Consider the following 17,590-nt stretch of genomic DNA (forward strand, 5'->3'; position numbering starts at 1 on the left):
ACAGTTTCTCCTTCTCGATGGCACCGGCTGTTGACAGTGCCGGACGAACGACCTTAAGTTAACCACAATTCGCAATGTCGAACACAAGTCTGCGGCAATGCGGCCGCATATATATCTGGGAGCGCAAATGAGTACCGCGACCACTCCGGGTTTCACCGCGATTCAGGACGGGCGGGTGCTGCGCATCACCATCAGCAATCCCAAGCGCAAGAACGCGCTCACCTACGACGGCATGGTGAGCCTCGGCGACACCGTCCGCGCGGCGTCGGCGAATCCGGCGCTGCGGGTCATCGTGATCACCGGTGACGGCGGCGACTTCTGCACCGGCGCGGATCTGTCCGCCGCGGACGCGTACGCCGAGCGCGGGATCACCAACGAGATGATCCTGGACGGGGCCAACGGGATGATCAAGGCCATCGTCGAGGCCCCGATTCCGGTGATCGCCAGGGTCAAGGGCTCGGCCGCCGGAATCGGCGTCGCCATCGCGCTGGCCGCCGATCTCACCTACCTGTCCGAGGACGCCTACCTGCTGCTGGCCTTCATCAATATCGGTCTCATGCCCGACGGCGGCGCGGCGGCCATGGTGGCCGCCGCGGCCGGTCGCCCGCTGGCCGCCGAGATGGCGCTGCTGGGTGAGCGGCTTCCGGCCCGAAAGGCCCTGGAGCACAGCCTGATCGCGGGCGTCCACACCGACGAGGAGCTGGACGCCAAGGTGGAGGCGGCCGTCGCCAAGCTCGCGCACGGCCCGCGTCGCGCCCTGGAGCTCACCAAGCTCGCCCTCAACGGCGCGGCGCTGGCCTCGCTCGATTCGGCCCTGGCGGCCGAGAAGACCGGTCAGTGCGAACTGCTCGACTCCGCCGATTTCGCCGAGGGCGCGTCGGCCATGCTGCAGAAGCGCAAGGCCGTCTTCGCCGAATAGCGGTCAGCTCCTTCCGGCGACGGTCAGGTAGATCAGCATCACGTTCAGGACGGTGATGACGGCGACCACGAGCCAGGCCAGGGCGGTGGTGACGCGGTGGTTGACATTGCCGTCCATGAGATCGGTGTCGCTGGTGAGGCGCACCAGCGGGATGAGCGCGAACGGGATGCCGAAGGACAGCACCACCTGCGAAAGGATCAGCGCGCGAGTGGGATCCACCCCCGTCGCGAGCACGACCAGCGCCGGGATCAGGGTGATGACGCGGCGCACCACCAGCGGAATGTGGCGGTGCAGCAGGCCCTGCATGATCATGGCCCCCGCATAGGCCCCTACCGAGGTGGACGCCAGCCCGGAGGCGAGCAGGCCCACCGCCAGCAACAGTCCCGCCACCGGGCCGAGGACCTCCCGGACCGCGGCGTGCGCGCCCTCGATGGTGTCCACGCCGTCGCGACCGCGCAGCGTGCCGGCCGCCATGAGCAGCATGGCCAGGTTCACCGCACCGGCCAGCAGCATGGCCAGCCCGACGTCGTAGCGGGTGATGCGCAGCAGGCGCTTTCGCGGCGCGCCCGCTTCCGGGCGTCCGTGGCGGTCACGGGCCATGCCGGAGTGCAGGTACACCACGTGGGGCATGACGGTCGCACCGATCATGGCGGCCGCCAGCAGCACACTGCCCGAGCCGTCGAAGCGAGGTACCAGCCCGCCCAGGGCTTCCGGGGCCGACGGCGGTGAGATGAACAGGGAGGCAAGGAATCCGATGGCGATGACGCCGAGCAGTCCGGTGATCACGCGCTCGAAGGGCTGCTGCCCGCGCCGGTTCTGGATCATCAGCAGGCCCAGCGAGACGATGCCGGTGATGACGCCGCCGGCCAGCAGCGGCAGCCCGAACAGCAGGTTCAGCGCGATCGCGCCGCCGACCACTTCGGCCAGATCGGTTGCCACGGCGACGGTTTCGGCCTGCGCCCAATAGCCGATGCGCACCGGGCGGCTGGCCCGCTCGCGCACCACTTCCGGCAGGGACCGGCCGGTGACCAGCCCGAGCTTGGCGGAGAGGAACTGCACCAGCCCGGCCATGACGTTGGCCATGACGACGACCCAGACCAGCAGATAGCCGTACTTCGCACCCGCGCTGATATTGGACGCGACATTGCCCGGATCGACGTACGCGATGGCGGCGACGAAGGCGGGACCGAGTAGGACCGTGACCGATCGCGCTCGCTGGAACGGGCTGCGCTGCTGATCGGCCACACTGGTACTCACTCCTAGAGTTTACGGTTAGCCGAACTTTTTGTTTAGCCCTGCCAACCAACCTGTGACCATAGCCATAACGGCAAACAGCCCGGCACCTTCCGGATGCCGGGCTGTTTCGTGTTGTCCGCGTGGACCCTCGGGCTAGATGCCCAGCCCCTGGGCCAGGACCGGCCACGAGTTGATGAACTCGTCGTTCCAGTAGCCCCACGAGTGGGTGCCGGTGGCCCGGAAGTTGTAGGTGGCCGGGATGCCCAGCGAGTTCAGCTTGTTGGCCAGGTTGTGGCTGCAGAAGTTGGTGCCCGCCTCGATGACGCCGCCGACCAGGATCTGGTTGGCCAGGCCGTAGGCGCCCGGCAGGGCGTAGGGCCCGTTGAGGGTGTCGTACTGGCCGGGCAGACCGCTGCCCGAGGAGATGTAGAGGTTGATGCCGCGCAGCTTCTCGGCATTGATGACCGGGTCGTGGGCCGCCCACTCGGGCGAGTCCGACGGGCCGTACATGTTCTCGAGCTTGCCGCCGCCCCAGGTCTCGACGGTCAGGCGCATGAACTCCTGGCCCTGCGGGTCGGCCATCTGCGCGCAGCCGGAGTAGGCGGCGACGGACTTGTACAGATCCGGCTGGGCCTCGGCCAGGGTGAGCACGGTGGTGCCGGAGGTGGAGATGCCGGAGACGGCGTTGACGCCGTTGGTGCCCAGCGCCGCGTCGATCAGCGGGGGCAGTTCCTGGGTGAAGAAGGTGGTCCACTTGTTGCGGCCGAGGACCGGATCGTCGTTGTCCCAGTCCTGGTAGTAGGACCACTTGCCGCCGATGGGCTGCACGACATTGACGTTCTTGTCGCCGAGGAAGCCGTTGACGATGTTCGTCTTCTTGACCCAGGAGGCGTCGTCCTGACCGCCGCCCGCGCCGTTGAGCAGGTACAGGGTCGGGCGCGGCACCGAGGCGTCGGCGGGACGCTGCACGTCGACCGGGTAGGTGGCGTCCATGGCCGCGGAGTGGACGTAGAGCCGGATGTTCCGGTCATCCTTCATCTCGGCCTTGGTGATCTTCGAACCGTCCGCCGACACCGGATCGGCCAACAGCTTCTTGCCGTCGATGATCGGGTCAGCGGAGGCCGTGCCGCCACCGACTCCGGTCACGAGACCGGTGAGAACCGCTGTGGCTGCGAGGAAGGCCGCGGTTCGAACCCCGCGCCGCCCGTTCCGGACATGTCGACGAATCAATGTTTCGCACCTTCATCTCGTGTCGATTTCTGCCCCCGAGAGACCATACGGCCAATCCCCCCGCCGTAACAGCTATCGATGTTATCGCCCATGTTCGGCGAGTCCGCCCAGGGCCTGCACCCAGCCTTCGACGAGTTGCTTGACCTGATCCAGACCGAGCACCGCGCCCACGAAGTCGAAACGGGCGACGAGGCTGTCCTCGCTGGTGTCCACCGTGATGTCCAGGTACAGGTCCTGCGCGACCGGCTCGGGGTAGACCCGGGCCGGACGCAGATCGCGGTAGCGGAACCCGATGCGGCCAACCGGAAGTACGGCGATGTCGGCCATGGTCTCCGGGTTCAGGTACCGCAGCAGTCCGAAACCGACGCCCCCGGACGGCACTTCCCGGAAGCGGTCGCGGATCTGCTCGATGATCGAGCCCGCGCCGGGTCCGCCGGCGCGCACGTCGGCGGGGTCGAGATTCTCGAGGTGCAGCGGGAACGGGTAGGCGGTGCTGAACGCGCCCACCGTGCGCACGCCGGTCCGGTCGCCGGGGCCGCGGCCGTCGGCGATCAGCCGTACCACCGAACCCAGTGTGTCGCGCAGGGTTTCGGCGGCCGGGTCGAGGAGCGCGGCGGCCAGTGCGGCCACCAGCACGTCGTCGATGCCGGCGTCGTAGCGGCGGGCTACCGCGTCCACGGCCGCCGCGCCCTCGCCGGTGATGGAGACCGAGACGCGGCCGCGGCCACCGGAATCGACGTTGCCGAGCACCTGTTCCGGGGACACGCCCTCGGTGACGTCGGCGAGCGCCTTTCGCCACCAGTCCAGTTCGCCGAGGGTCTCGGCGTCGACGGCCCGCTGGGCGAGCTCGCGGGCGATGCCGAGCGGGTGCGCGTCGGCGCTGGGCGGGGTGGAGTGGCCGCCGGACCAGGAGGCGGTGAGGTCGTCGATGACGGTGCGCCAGGAGGTGTCGTCCACCACCAGGCCGTTGGCGACGACCACCAGCACGGCGGCGGGCCGCTCCTCGGCGCCGCGCGCGGCCGAGTTCTCCACCAGCACGAACCGCATGTTGTACCCCTTCTCGGGGTCCAATTCGGCGGCGGCGGCGTGGATCACGGCCTCGATGGGGTCGCCGACGGCCTCCACGTTCGGGTCGATCTGCCACACCACGGCCGCGCCGCGCGGCTGCTGCGCGGGCACGTCGAGGGCGAAGGCGTCGCCGTCGCGCCGCAGCCGGGCCCAGAGGCCCGGGTGGCGGTCGAGCAGGGCGGCCACCGAGCGGCGCACCCGGGTGCCGGAGATGCCCGCGGCGATGTCGAGGGTGATGGCCCGGACCCAGAGTCCGGACGGTTCGATCTCGAGCAGGCCCATGGCTCCGGCGGGCAGCGGCGAGGTCTCGCCGACCGAGCTCAGCCGGGGGCCGTTGGTCGAGGCCGGGGTCGCCAGGGCCGGTTCGGCGGTCGCCGGGGTCGCATCGGTGGACTGCGGCGGTGCCGGATCGGTGGACTCCGCCGGTGCCGGATCGATGGACTCCGGCTGTGCCGGTTCGGGATTCGCCGCTTCCTCGGATTCGGGTTCGGGCGTGTCCTCGATCTCGACGTCGGACGCGTCCTCGTGCGGCTTCAGGCCCGCGGCGAGATCCTCGGGCTTGATGACGGGCAGCACCTGGGTGATGGCCCAGTCCGCGCCCGTGTCCCAGTCGTCCTCGGCCGCGGCGGGTTCGGCGGCCGGGGCCGCGGGCTCCCGCGCGGGGTCGAGCAGTTCGGCCAGGCATGGGCCGATTTCGGCGAACGCCTCGGCGCCGGTCATCTGCTGATGCCGCAGCGGCAGCGCGCGGTCGGTGACGCGGGCGGCGAACGGCTCCCAATCGGCGACCGCGCCGACCCGCTCGCCGTCGTTGTGGACGGTGGCGCGGAACAGTTCGATCGTGCCGTCGAAGCGGGCCGGCCGGAACTCGGCCAGCAGCTGGACGGTGCCCATCGCACCGCGGTAGATGCGCCGCATCCGGTCCAGGGTGAGGACCGCGAGTTCCGGTGGCAGCGCGGCGGTCAGCGCGGCGAGGGCGTCGTCGCCCAGGTCCCGCAGATCCGCCGGGAACGCCTCGGCGGGCACGCCCAGCTGAACGAATTCGTCGCGCACCGTGCTGCGGAAGTACTCGAGGTCGATCTCCGGGTAGGCGTCGAGGATGCCCAGTAGCTCGACCTCCTCCCCCGCCGCGCGCAGTTCGGTGGCGAGGGCGTGAGCGATGAGACCGCCCATGGAGTAGCCGATCACCCGGTAGGGCCCGTGCGGCTGGGCCGCGCGCATGGCCTTCAGGTAGTGACCGATCATGTCCTCGAACGAGGCCGGGTCGTAGTCCTTCTCGGTCAGCGCGGGCGATTGCAGTCCCAGGATCGGCTGGTCCTCGGGCAGGTACTGGGCCAGTCCGGCGAACGGCCACGCCAGGCCGGACAGCGGCGGCGCGCAGAACAGCGGCGGCCGGGAGCCCTGCGCGCGGATGGGCAGGATCGGCCGCAGGCTGGCCTCCACCTCGGCGTCGGCCTCGGGGCCTGCCGCGATCCGGGCGCTGAGCCCGGCCACGGTCGGGTCGGTGAAGAACCACGCCACACGGACTTTCGCTCCGGTCACCCGGTTCAGTTCGCCGACCACGCGGGTGGCCAGCAGCGAGTTGCCGCCGAGGGAGAAGAAGTTGTCGTGGACGCCGACCCGTTCCAGGCCGAGCACCTCGGCCACGGTGTCGGCCACCGTCTGCTCCAGAGGCGTTCTGGCGGCCTGGAATTCACGACTGATGAGCGTCGGTTCGGGCAGGGCCCGGCGATCGAGCTTGCCGACCGGGGTCAGCGGCAGGGTGTCGAGGACCGTGATGGCCGTCGGCACCATGTATTCCGGCAGTCGTCCCGCGACATGGTCGGTGAGCGCCGCGGTATCGATGCGCTGTCCTGCCGCGGGCAGCACATAGGACACCAGGATGGTGGCCCCCGCCGCCGACTTGTGGCCGAGGGTGACCGCGAAGTCGACGGACTCGTGCGAGGCCAGCGCCGCGTCGATCTCACCGAGCTCGATACGGAAACCGCGCACCTTCACCTGGAAGTCGGAGCGGCCCACGTACTCGACCACGCCGTCGGCGGTCCAGCGGACCACGTCACCGGTGCGGTACATCCGCTCGCCGTCCATGTACGGGTTGGCGACGAACCGCTCGGCGGTCAGACCCGGCCGCGCGTGGTAGCCACGCGCCAGCTGGATGCCCGACAGGTACAGCTCACCGGCGACGCCCACGGGCACCGGGTGCAGGCGGTTGTCGAGAATCAGCGCCTGCACACCCTGAATCGGGCCGCCGATGGTGACCGGATCGCCCGGCACCAGCGCGTCGCTGATATTGGTCATGATGGTGGTCTCGGTCGGACCGTAGCCGTTGCGGAAGGCACGAATCGTGCCGTCCGCCAATGGAACCGCCCACTTGTCGACCAGATCGGCCGGGACGGCCTCACCACCGACGATCAGGACGCGCAGCGAATCCAGGCCCGCCGGGTCGAAGGTCGACAGCACCGCGGGGGTCGCGAACGCGTGGGTGACCCGTTCGTCGCGGATGAGCTCGGCGAGCTCCTCGCCGCCGTAGGTGCCCGGCGGGACGATCACGAGCGCACCGCCCGCGGCGATGACGAGCAGGAACTCGAAAATGGACGCGTCGAAGGACGGCGACACGAAATGCAGTGCCCGCGAAGATGAATCGAGTCCGAGCCGCGCCGTCAGCACGGCGGTCATATTGGCCAGACCGGTATGGGTGACCACGACGCCCTTGGGCACGCCGGTCGAACCGGAGGTGTAGATGACGTACGCCGGATGTTCCGGACGCAGCGGCCGGGTGCGCTGCGCATCGGTGATCGGCGCGTCCGAGTGCCGGTCCACATCGCGCACGAACTGCTGTTCGTCCAGCGCGATCCATTCGGTCTCGGCCGAAAGCTCGCGCAGACCGCCGATCTCGGCCCGCAGGGTGAGTCCCAGCGGCGCGCCCGAGTCGGTGACCATGTGCGCGATGCGATCTGCCGGGTAGTCCGGGTCGATCGGCACGAAGACCGCTCCGGTCTTGGCCACCGCCCAGGTTGTCAGCACCGATTCGATGGACCGCCGAATGGCCACGGCCACCGGGACTCCCGGTCCCGCGCCGTGGGCGATGAGGGCCCGCGCCAGCTTCGAGGAGGCCGCGTCGAGATCGGCGTAGTCGAAGGAGCGGCCGCGGTGCACCACGGCGGGCCCGGACGGGTTCGCCCCGACGGCGGCCCGCATCAGCTCCGGCAGGGTGCGTATCGGCGCGGCCGGGCCGCCGCTGCGATCGGTGAGATCCGCCCGCTCCTCGGGCGAGAGCAGTTCCAGGTCGCCGACCGGCTGTTCCGGCCGCGCGGCGATATCGGTCAGCAGCCGCAGGAAGCGCTGCGCGAACAGCTCCACCGTCGCGGCGTCGAACAGGTCGCGCGCGAAGGTGAGGATGCCGGTCGCACCGGAGTCGGTGGATCCCGCGATGGTCAGCTGCAGATCGAATTTGGCGGTGTCGACCTCGTAATCCACCGCGCCGATCCGCAATCCGGGCAGTTCGAACCCGGCGTCGGGCAGGTTCTCGAACGACAGCGCCACTTGGAACAGCGGGTTGCGCGCGGTCGAGCGTTCCGGGTTGAGCAGCTCGACCAGCCGCTCGAACGGGACGTCGGCGTGCGCGAAGGCGGCCAGGTCGGATTCCTTCACCTCGGCCAGCAGGTCTTCGAACGTCTGCCGATCCGAGACGCGGGTGCGCAGCACCAGCGTGTTGACGAACATGCCGATCACGTCATCGAGCTCGGCTTCGCCGCGGCCCGCGATCGGGGTGCCGATCGCGAGGTCGTCACTGCCCGACAGCCGCGACAGGAACACCGCGAGCGCGGTGTGCATCACCATGAACAATGTCGCATTGCGTTCCCGCGCAAGGCTTTGCAGCGCCTGCTGCAACTCGGCCTCGATCTCGAAGGTGACCGTGCCGCCGCGCATGGAAGCGACGGGCGGCCGCGGACGATCCGAGGGCAGGTTCAACTCGTCCGGCAGACCCGCGAGAGTCGTACGCCAGAAGTCGGCCTGCGCCGAGATCAGGCTCTCGGGATCGTCTTCGGAGCCGAGGATTTCGCGCTGCCACAGCGTGTAATCGGCGTACTGCACCGGCAGCGGAGCCCAGCTCGGCGCCTCGCCCTGCGCCCGCGCCGCGTAGGCCAGCATGATGTCGCGGGTCAGCGGGCCCATCGACCAGCCGTCGGCGGCGATGTGGTGGGCGACGAACACCAGCACGTATTCGTTCTCGACGGCTTCGATGCGGAACAGCTTGGCCCGCAACGGAACCTCGCGGGCGACGTCGAAGCCCTGGGCGAGCACGCCCGCGACGCGGTGCGGCAGCGAGCCCGCGGTGACCAGCACCGGGGTGAGGTCGGGCACCACGTCGGCGGCGGGCCGGAACACCTGGCGCGCGGCGCCGTCGATCTGCGGGTAGATCGTGCGCAGCGACTCGTGCCGGGCGATGGTGTCGGCGACGGCCTGCTGCAGCGCGGCCACATTCAGCTCGCCGGTGAGGCGCACGGCGGCCGGGATGTTGTAGGCCGCTGACTCGACGTCGAACTGGTTGAGGAACCACATGCGCTGCTGGGCCATCGACAGCGGCACGATCTCCGGACGCGGCCCGGCGGTCAGCGCCTTGCGACCGTGGCCGACGTGCTGCTCGACCCGGGTGGCCAGGGCGGCGACCGTGGGCGCCTCGAAGAGGACGCGCACGGGGACACGGGTGTCCAGGGCCGCGCCCAGGCGGGCGGCGACCTGCGTTGCCACCAGCGAGTTTCCGCCGAGGGCGAAGAAGTCGTCATCCGCGCCGACCCGCTCGGCCCCGAGCACGTCGGCGAAGACGCCCGCCACGATCTCCTCGATCGGGGTCGACGGGGCACGGAAGGCGACGGCCTCGAACTCGGGCTCGGGCAGCGCTTTTCGATCCAGCTTGCCGTTCACATTGAGCGGCAGGGCGTCGAGGACCACGAAGGCCGCCGGCACCATGTAGGAGGGCAAGGCCGCCGACAGGGCCGACTTCACCTGTGGCACATCGATACCCGAGCCGGACGGCACGAGGTAGGCGACCAGTCGGTCACCGGTGTGCGGATCGGACTTGGCCAGCACCGCGGTCTGCGCGATCGTCGGCAGCGCCAGCAGCGCCGCCTCGATCTCACCCAGCTCGATGCGGAAGCCGCGGATCTTCACCTGGAAGTCGGTGCGGCCCCGGTACTCCAGCTCACCGTCGGCGTTCCACGCCACCAGGTCGCCGGTGCGGTACATGCGCTCGCCGTGCCCGAACGGGTTGGCCACGAAGCGATCCGCGGTCAGGTCGGGTCGGCCGAAGTAGCCGCGCGCCAGCTGGTCGCCCGCCAGGTACAGCTCGCCGGACACGCCGACCGGCACCGGCCGCAGCCGGGCGTCGAGCACGTAGACCCGCGAGTTCCATTCCGGTGTGCCGATCGGGACCGACAGCTGGTCGCGATCGGTGACCGGGTGGCTGGTGATGGACACCGCCGCCTCGGTCGGACCGTAGAGGTTGATCAGCCGAGCGGACGGGTTCTCGGCGCGGAAACGCTGCGCCACCGCGGCGGGCAGCGCCTCGCCGATGGCCAGCACCCGCCGCAGCGAAGACGTCAGCGCCCCACCGGATTCGGTCATCAGGGCGTCGAGCATGGACGGCACCACGTGCAGCGTGGTGACCCGCTCGCGCGCCATCAGCTCGTTCAGGTACGCCGGATCGCGGTGCCCGTCGGCCGAGGCGATCACCAGACGGCCGCCCGATGCGGCGGCGGACCAGAATTCCCACACCGACAGGTCGAAGGTCGAGGCGGTCTTGAGCAGTACCGCGTCCTCCGCGCCCAGCGCGAATTCGCTGGTCTTCCAGCGCAGCTGGTTGACCACGGCCCGGTGCGGCACGGCCACGCCCTTGGGCCGGCCCGTCGATCCGGACGTGAAGATCACGTACGCGGTATTGGCCGGACGCAGCGGCTCGACCCGCTCGGCATTGGTGACCCCGTGGCCCGCAAGGGATTCCAGGCGCAGGTCGGCCAGGTTGAGCACGGGCGCCACCGCGGTGTCGAACCCGGCTTCGGAGTTGGTGAGCACGCACAGCGGCGCGGCGGTCTCGAGGATGTACCCGGTCCGGTCGGCGGGCTGGTCCGGATCCACCGGCACGTACGCGCCGCCGGCGACCGACACCGCGTACATGGCCACGATCAGATCCACCGAGCGCCGCAGCGCCAGCGCGACCCGGGTCTCCGGGCCGACGCCGAGCGAGATCAGGTGCCGCGCCAGGCGATTCACCCGCAGCCCGAGTTCGCCGTAGGTCATGACCCTGCCGTCGGGACCGACCAGCGCGGTGGCCTCGGGTGCGCCGTTGACGCTCGCGGTCAGCAGCGAGGCCAGGGTCGCGGCGGTGTCGACCCGATGCGCGGTGGCGTTGCGCGCCCGCAGGAGTTCGTCGCGCTCGTCGGCGGCCAGCAACTCGATGTCCCCGGCCCGCACCGAGCCGTCCGCGACGACGGCGGCGAGCAGGCGTTGCAGCCGCTCCAGCATGCCCGCCACGGTCGCGGCGTCGTAGAGGTCGGTGGAGTAGGTGATGAAGCCGCCGATGCCGGCGGGCGCACCGGCCTCGTCGTAGGCGTCGGACACGATGAGGTGCAGATCGAACTGCGACACTTCGGCATCCGCGGCCAGACCGGAAATGGTGAGGCCGGGCAGTTCCAGCGTTTCCTGCGCCATGTTCTGGAAGGACAGGCCGACCTGGAACAGCGGGTGGTGCGCGGTCGAGCGCGGCGGGCTGAGCACCTCGACCAGCCGCTCGAACGGGATGTCGGCGTGCGAGAACGCCTGCAGGTCGGTCTCGCGCTGCCGGGCGAGCAGTTCGGCGAAGGTGTCGTCGCCGTTCACCCGGGTGTGGAAGACGACCTGGTTGACGAACATGCCGATCAGATCGTCGAGTTCGCGTTCGCCGCGGCCCGCCATGGGCGTGCCGATGGCGATGTCGCCGGTGCCCGACAATCGCGACAGCAGCAGGGCGAACGCGGTGTGCACCACCATGAACAGGGTCGCGTTGTGCTCACGCGCCAAGCGCATCAGCCCGGCGTGCGTGTCCGCGTCGATGACGACGTTCATGCGCGACCCGGCCAGCGAGGCGACCGCGGGGCGCGGCCGATCGGTCGGCAGTTCGAGCAGATCGGGCAGGCCGTCGAGCTCCTTGCGCCAGTACGCGATCTGCTGCGCGGCAACGGATTCCGGATCGGCTTCGTCGCCGAGCACGGCGCGCTGCCACAGGGCGAAGTCGGCGTACTGCACGGCCAGCGGGGCCCAGCCCGGCTCGACGCCGGCGGCGCGGGCCGCGTACGCGGTCATGATGTCGCGGGACAGCGGGGCCATGGAGGAGCCGTCCGCGGCGATGTGGTGCGCGACCACGGCCAGCACGTACTGCGGCGCGACGGTGCCCGTTTCGAGATCCGCTGCGATGTCGGTGATCTCGAGCAGCCGCACCCGGATCGGCACCTGGCTGGTGACATCGAACGGCGTCACCGCGAGCTCGTACACCGACGCCGCCACCTCGGCCTCGGTGACCCGCACCGATTCCAGTCGCGCGGCGGCGGTCTCGACGCCCGCGGGCAGCACGACCTGCACCGGGCCCTCGGGGGTTTCCGGGTAGACGGTGCGCAGCACCTCGTGCCGGGCCACCACGTCGTCGAGCGCGGCCGTCAGCGCGGCCACGTCGAGGCTGCCGGTGATGCGCAGCGCGAACGGCAGGTTGTAGGCGGCCGAGCCCGCGCCGATGGTGCCGTCGCCCTGGTCCTCGAAGCGGTTGAGGAACCACATGCGCTGCTGCGCGGGCGAGAGCGGAAGCTGTTCCGGCCGTTCGATGCTGCCCAGCTGATGGGTGCGGCCGCTGCGGATGCGGGATTCGATCGCGGTCGCGAGCGCGGTCACGGTCGGGGTCTCGAACAGCGCGCGCACCGGCACCCGGTCGCCGACCGCGGCACCGAGCCGGGCCACGACCTGCGTTGCCACCAGCGAGTTTCCGCCGAGGGCGAAGAAGTCGTCGTCCGCACCGACCCGGGCGACACCGAGCACCTCGGCGAACACCCCGGCCACGATCTCCTCGACAGCCGTTGCCGGAGCGCGGAATTCGCGGCCCTCGAAGGTCGGTGCGGGCAGGGCCTTGCGGTCCAGCTTGCCGCTGGCGTTGAGCGGGAATTCGTCGAGGGCCACGATGGTGGCCGGAATCATGTACGCGGGCAGGTGATCCGCGAGCGCGGGCAGCAGCTCGGCCGGTTCGATGGCCTGTCCGGGCAGCGGCACCGCGTAGGCGACCAGCTGGTCGCCGAGGTCCGACGGCATGACCAGGGCGACGGCCGCCGACACGGACGGCTGGGCCAGCAGCGCGGTCTCGATCTCGCCGAGTTCGATGCGCTGGCCGCGGAACTTCACCTGGAAGTCGGTGCGGCCGATGTAGTCCAGCCGCTGCGGGCGGTCGGCCCCGGCGTCGCGCCAGACCACCAGGTCGCCGGTGCGGTACATGCGCTCGCCGTGCCCGAACGGGTTGGCCACGAAGCGATCCGCGGTCAGGTCGGGGCGGCGGACGTAACCGCGGGCCAGCTGGTCACCGGCCAGATACAGCTCACCGGCCACCCCGGCGGGCACGGGACGCAGCCGCCCATCGAGCACATAGACGCGGGTGTTCCACTGCGGCAGGCCGATCGGCACCGTCGGCCGTTCGTCGCCGCGCGCCTGCCAGTAGGTCACCGAGACGGCGGCCTCGGTCGGGCCGTAGAGGTTGTGCACCTTCGCGCCGCACACCGCGGCGAAGGCGGCGACGGTCTCCGGCGGCAGCGCCTCACCGATGACGAACACGTCGCGCAGGCTCTCGATCGACCCGGCGGCGGTGTGCGAGGCGAACACGGTGAGCATGGAGGGCACGAAGTCGGTGACCGTGACGCCGTGGCGCGCAATGGCTTCCGCCACGTACACCGGGTCGCGGTGGCCGTCGTGGGTGGCGACCACCAGTTTCGCGCCGGTGCGCAGCGGCATGAAGTAGCCCCACAGCGACACGTCGAAGGTGGTCGCGGTCTTCTGCAGGTAGACGTCACCCGGGCCCATCGGATACTCCGACAGCATCCAGGTGGTCTGGTTGTGAATGGCCGCGTGCGACACCGCGACGCCCTTGGGGCGGCCGGTGGAGCCCGAGGTGAAGATGACGTAGGCGGGATGCTCGGGCAGCACCTTGCCGAGCAGTTCGCCCGGGTTCAGCGGCGCGCCGTTGAACACGTCGTTGTCGAGGACGTCCAGGTACACCACGCCGGTGCCGTCCGGAACGGGGACCGCGTCGGCGATGGTGGTCAGCACGCAGACCGGCTGGGCCGTATCGAGAATGTGCGCGATGCGCTCGGCCGGATGGTCCGGATCCAGCGGCACGTACGCGCCGCCCGCGGTGAGCACCGCGTACATGCCGATCACCAGTTCCGGTGACCGGCGCAGCGACAGGCCGACCAGCGACTCCGGGCCCACCCCGTAGGCGATGAGCAGCCGGGCCAGCTTGTTCACCCGCAGGTCGAATTCGCGGTAGGTGAGTTCGACGCCCTCGTAGTGCAGGGCCACCCGGTCCGGATGGGCGACCACGGCCCGGCGGTAGGCGTCGAGCAGCAGTTCGGGCGCGCCGGGATGGCGGGTGTCGTTCCAGCCCAGCAGGATTCGCTCCCGCTCGGGCGCGGTCAGCAGCTCGAGGTCGCCGAGGCGGGTCCGCGGGTCCGCGGCGATGCCCGACAGCACCGACAGCAGGCGATCGGCGAAACCGGCCACCGTGGACTCGTCGAAAAGCTCGGTGGCGTAAGTGAATACGGCCGTCATGCCGTCCGCGACACCGTCGCGTTCGCGCGGGATGACCGAGAGCTGCAGATCGAATTTCGCGACCGCGCCGTCGAGTTCGACGGCCTCGGCGGTCAGGCCCGGCAGTTCCAGGCGCGGGGTCTCGATATTGTGGAAGAACAGCGCCACCTGGAACAGCGGATGGTGGGCTTGCGAACGGACCGGGTCGAGGACCTCCACCAGGCGTTCGAACGGCAACTCGGCGTGCGAGAAGGCCGCCAGGTCGGTCTCTTTCGCGGCGTCGAGCAGCTCGGCGAAGGTGGCGGCGGGGTCGATCCGGGTGCGCAACACCAGCGTATTGACGAACATGCCGATGAGGTCGTCGAGTTCGCGCTCACCGCGGCCCGCGACCGGGGTGCCGATCACGATGTCGTCGGAGCCGGACAGCCGGGCCAGCAGGGTCGCCAGCGCACTGTGCATGACCATGAACGGCGACGCGCCGGAGCGCTGGGCCAGCGCGTCGAGCGCGGCGTGCAGCGCCGGGTCGATCTCGAACTTGTAGACCGCGCCCAGGCCACTGGCCACGGCGGGCCGGGGCCGGTCGGACGGCAGGTCGAGGCGGTCCGGGATACCCGCCAAAGCGTCACGCCAGTAAGCGATCTGGGTCGCCGCGAGCGAACCGGCGTCGTGCTCGTCGCCGAGCAGCGCGCGCTGCCACAGCGTGTAGTCGGCGTACTGCACCGGCAGCGGTTCCCACATCGGCGCGGTACCGCCGTGATGGGCGAAGTAGGCGGTCAGCAGGTCCCGCATGAACGGGCCGACGGACGCGCCGTCGGCCGCGATGTGGTGCACCACTACGGCGATGACATAGTCACCGGGCCCGATCTCGGCCAGCTCGACACGCAGCGGCACCTCGGTGGCGACGTCGAATCCTCGACCGGCCAGGCCCAACAGCCAGTCCGGCACCGCCTCGGGCGCCACCGGCCGCAGAGCCAGCTGCGGAATCGCCTGTGCGGCAGGCAGAATCACCTGGTAGCCGGTGCCGTCCACGGCCGGGTACACGGTCCGCAACGTCTCGTGCCGTGCCACCAGATCACCGATGGCCGCCCGCAGCGCGGGAATGTCCAGAGCATCCGAGCCCGCCTCGGCCGAACGCAGCCGGATGGCGAAGGGAATGTTGTTCGCGGCCGAGGCCGGATCGAACTGGTTGAGGAACCACATGCGCTGCTGCGCCAGCGACAGCGGAATGTGCTCGGGCCGCGGCTGTGTCGTCAGCGCGGGACGGCCACCCGCGCCCACCAACGGTTCCAGCTGCGCCGCCAGCGCGGTGACGGTCGACGCGGTGAAGATCAGCCGCGCCGGGACCCGCGCGGAGATCTCCGCACCCAGCCGGGCCGCGACCCGGGTGGCGATGAGCGAGTTGCCGCCCAGTTCGAAGAAGTCGTCGTCGGCGCCGATCGGGTCGACCGGTTCCAGCAGATCGGCGAAGATGCCCGCCACCAGCTCCTCGAGCTTGCCCGAGGGCGCGCGGAACTCCTTGGTGCGCAACTGCGGTTCGGGCAGCGCGCGGCGGTCCAGCTTGCCGACCGGGGTCAGCGGAATGACGTCCAGCAGCATGATGGTGGTGGGCACCATGTGCGCGGGCAGGCTCTGCTCGGCGTAGGCGGTCAGCGCGTCGACGTCCACCGTCGCGCCCGGCGCGGCGTGCACGTAGGCGGCCAGAATCGTTGCGCCCGTGTCGAGTTTGTGGCCGACGGTGACGGCGAAGTCGACGCTGTCGTGCGAGCCGAGCACCGCGTCGATCTCGCCCAGTTCGATGCGGAAGCCGCGGATCTTGACCTGGAAGTCGTTGCGGCCCAGGTATTCCACATCCCCGGAGGGCGTGCGCCGCACCAGGTCGCCGGTGCGGTAGAGGCGAGCGCCGCTGGGGTCCAGGGGATTCGCGACGAACCGTGCGGCGGTGAGACCCGGCCGCTCGTGGTAGCCGCGCGCCACCTGCGCACCGCTGATGTAGAGCTCCCCCACCACGCCGTCGAGCACCGGCACCAGGCGCTCGTCGAGCACGTATTCGGTGATGCCGCGCACCGGCCCGCCGATGGTGACCAGTTCACCGGGTACCAGCGGCGCGCTGATATTGGTCATGATGGTGGTCTCGGTCGGCCCGTACCCGTTGTAGAACTCCCGGGTCGCGCCGCCCGCGATCGGAAGTACCCAGCGCCGCACCAGATCCGGCGGGCAGGCTTCGCCGCCGGCCACCACCACGCGCAGGTCGTCGAGCCCGGCGGGATCCACCGAGGCCAGCGCGGCCGGGGTGATGAAGGCGTGGGTCACCCGCTCCCGGCGCAGCAGCGCCGCCAGTTCGTCGCCGCCGAGCACGTCGGGTGAGGCGACCACGAGCGCGCCCGCGCCGCCCAGGGCGAGCAGCAGCTCCAGCACCGAGGCGTCGAAGGACGGGGAGGCGAAATGCAGTGCGCGCGAGTCGGTTCCGGTGCGGTAGCGCTCACGCTGCTCGTCGCAGAAGCCGGACAGTCCGGCCTGGGTGACCACCACGCCCTTGGGCTTGCCGGTCGACCCGGAGGTGTAGATGACGTAGGCGGGGTGCTCGGCGCGCAGCGGCCGCACCCGGTCCGCGGAGGTGACGGCCTCGTCGGGGTACAGCGCCAGCTCGGCGAGGAACTCCGGGTCGTCGAGGGTCAGCCACTCGACGTCGTCGGCCAGGTCCTCGCGGACCTCGGCCACGGTCAGACCCAGCACGGCCCGCGAGTCGGTGACCATGTGCGTCACACGGTCCTGCGGATAGTTCGGGTCGACGGGGACATAGCCCGCGCCGGTCTTGGCGACGGCCCACACCGCCACCACCGAGGCCGGCGAGCGCGGGATGCCGATGGCGACCAGCGCCTCGGGCCCGATGCCGCGGTCGATGAGCAGCCGGGCCAGCCGGGTGGATCGCTCGTCGAGTTCGGCGTAGGTCAGCATGGCCAGCGTCGCGCCCGCGTCGGCGTAGACGACCGCGGCGCCGGTGGGGTTGGCCTCCACCGCCGTGGCCATGAGCTGCGGCAGGGTGGTGACGCGCGGCTGACGGGTACGGGTGGGCCGCTGGCGGACCGGGCGGGTCATGCCCGGGCTCCCGCGTCCATCGTGTTCCACTGTTCCCCGACCGCCCGAACCATGAACCGCTGCCTCATCCCTTGCCGTCGTACCCTGCGCGCATGCTGAAGCACACATCCTGATTCATCGAATCGGGTTGCGCCAACCGTTACCCGTCCTCAGCGAACGGACACACGCTGCATACGGTATCTGCCGGGTGCCGGCAAGCCCACAGGGCCCGGGCGGCTACTCGATATTCCC

General features: G+C 70.5%; 4 protein-coding genes. 1 reads left to right on the top strand and 3 read right to left on the bottom strand.

Annotated features, from left to right (window positions below):
- The first annotated feature begins 127 nt into the window (after positions 1–127).
- On the top strand, positions 128–919 hold the full coding sequence (locus tag GPX89_RS17720) for an enoyl-CoA hydratase-related protein (protein ID WP_157388638.1): 792 nt from the start codon (positions 128–130) through the stop codon (positions 917–919).
- A gap of 3 nt (positions 920–922) precedes the next feature.
- Here GPX89_RS17720 and GPX89_RS17725 read toward each other — a convergent pair whose 3' ends face one another.
- The 3 genes from GPX89_RS17725 to GPX89_RS17735 all read right to left on the bottom strand — a co-directional run bounded on the left by GPX89_RS17725 (position 923) and on the right by GPX89_RS17735 (position 17,467).
- A complete protein-coding gene (locus tag GPX89_RS17725) occupies positions 923–2,164 on the bottom strand; it encodes an Nramp family divalent metal transporter (RefSeq protein WP_328602062.1) in 1,242 nt (413 codons plus the stop codon).
- Between the two features lie 144 nt (positions 2,165–2,308).
- Complete coding sequence (locus tag GPX89_RS17730) at positions 2,309–3,301, bottom strand: alpha/beta hydrolase (protein ID WP_328601944.1); 993 nt, start codon at positions 3,299–3,301, stop codon at positions 2,309–2,311.
- A 165-nt stretch (positions 3,302–3,466) separates the two neighbouring features.
- Positions 3,467–17,467 (bottom strand): amino acid adenylation domain-containing protein, encoded by a 14,001-nt coding sequence (locus tag GPX89_RS17735; RefSeq protein WP_407939407.1) that lies wholly within the window; start codon positions 17,465–17,467, stop codon positions 3,467–3,469.
- Positions 17,468–17,590: the final 123 nt, after the last annotated feature.

Origin of the sequence: Nocardia terrae (genome assembly GCF_009760405.1) — a bacterium.
GTDB classification, from domain to species: domain Bacteria; phylum Actinomycetota; class Actinomycetes; order Mycobacteriales; family Mycobacteriaceae; genus Nocardia; species Nocardia terrae.

Excerpts from the sequence above, each read along its gene's own strand:
- GPX89_RS17720 (WP_157388638.1), top strand. The coding sequence starts at position 128 with ATGAGTACCGCGACCACTCCGGGTTTCACCGCGATTCAGGACGGGCGG.
- GPX89_RS17735 (WP_407939407.1), bottom strand. The coding sequence starts at position 17,467 with ATGTGTGCTTCAGCATGCGCGCAGGGTACGACGGCAAGGGATGAGGCA.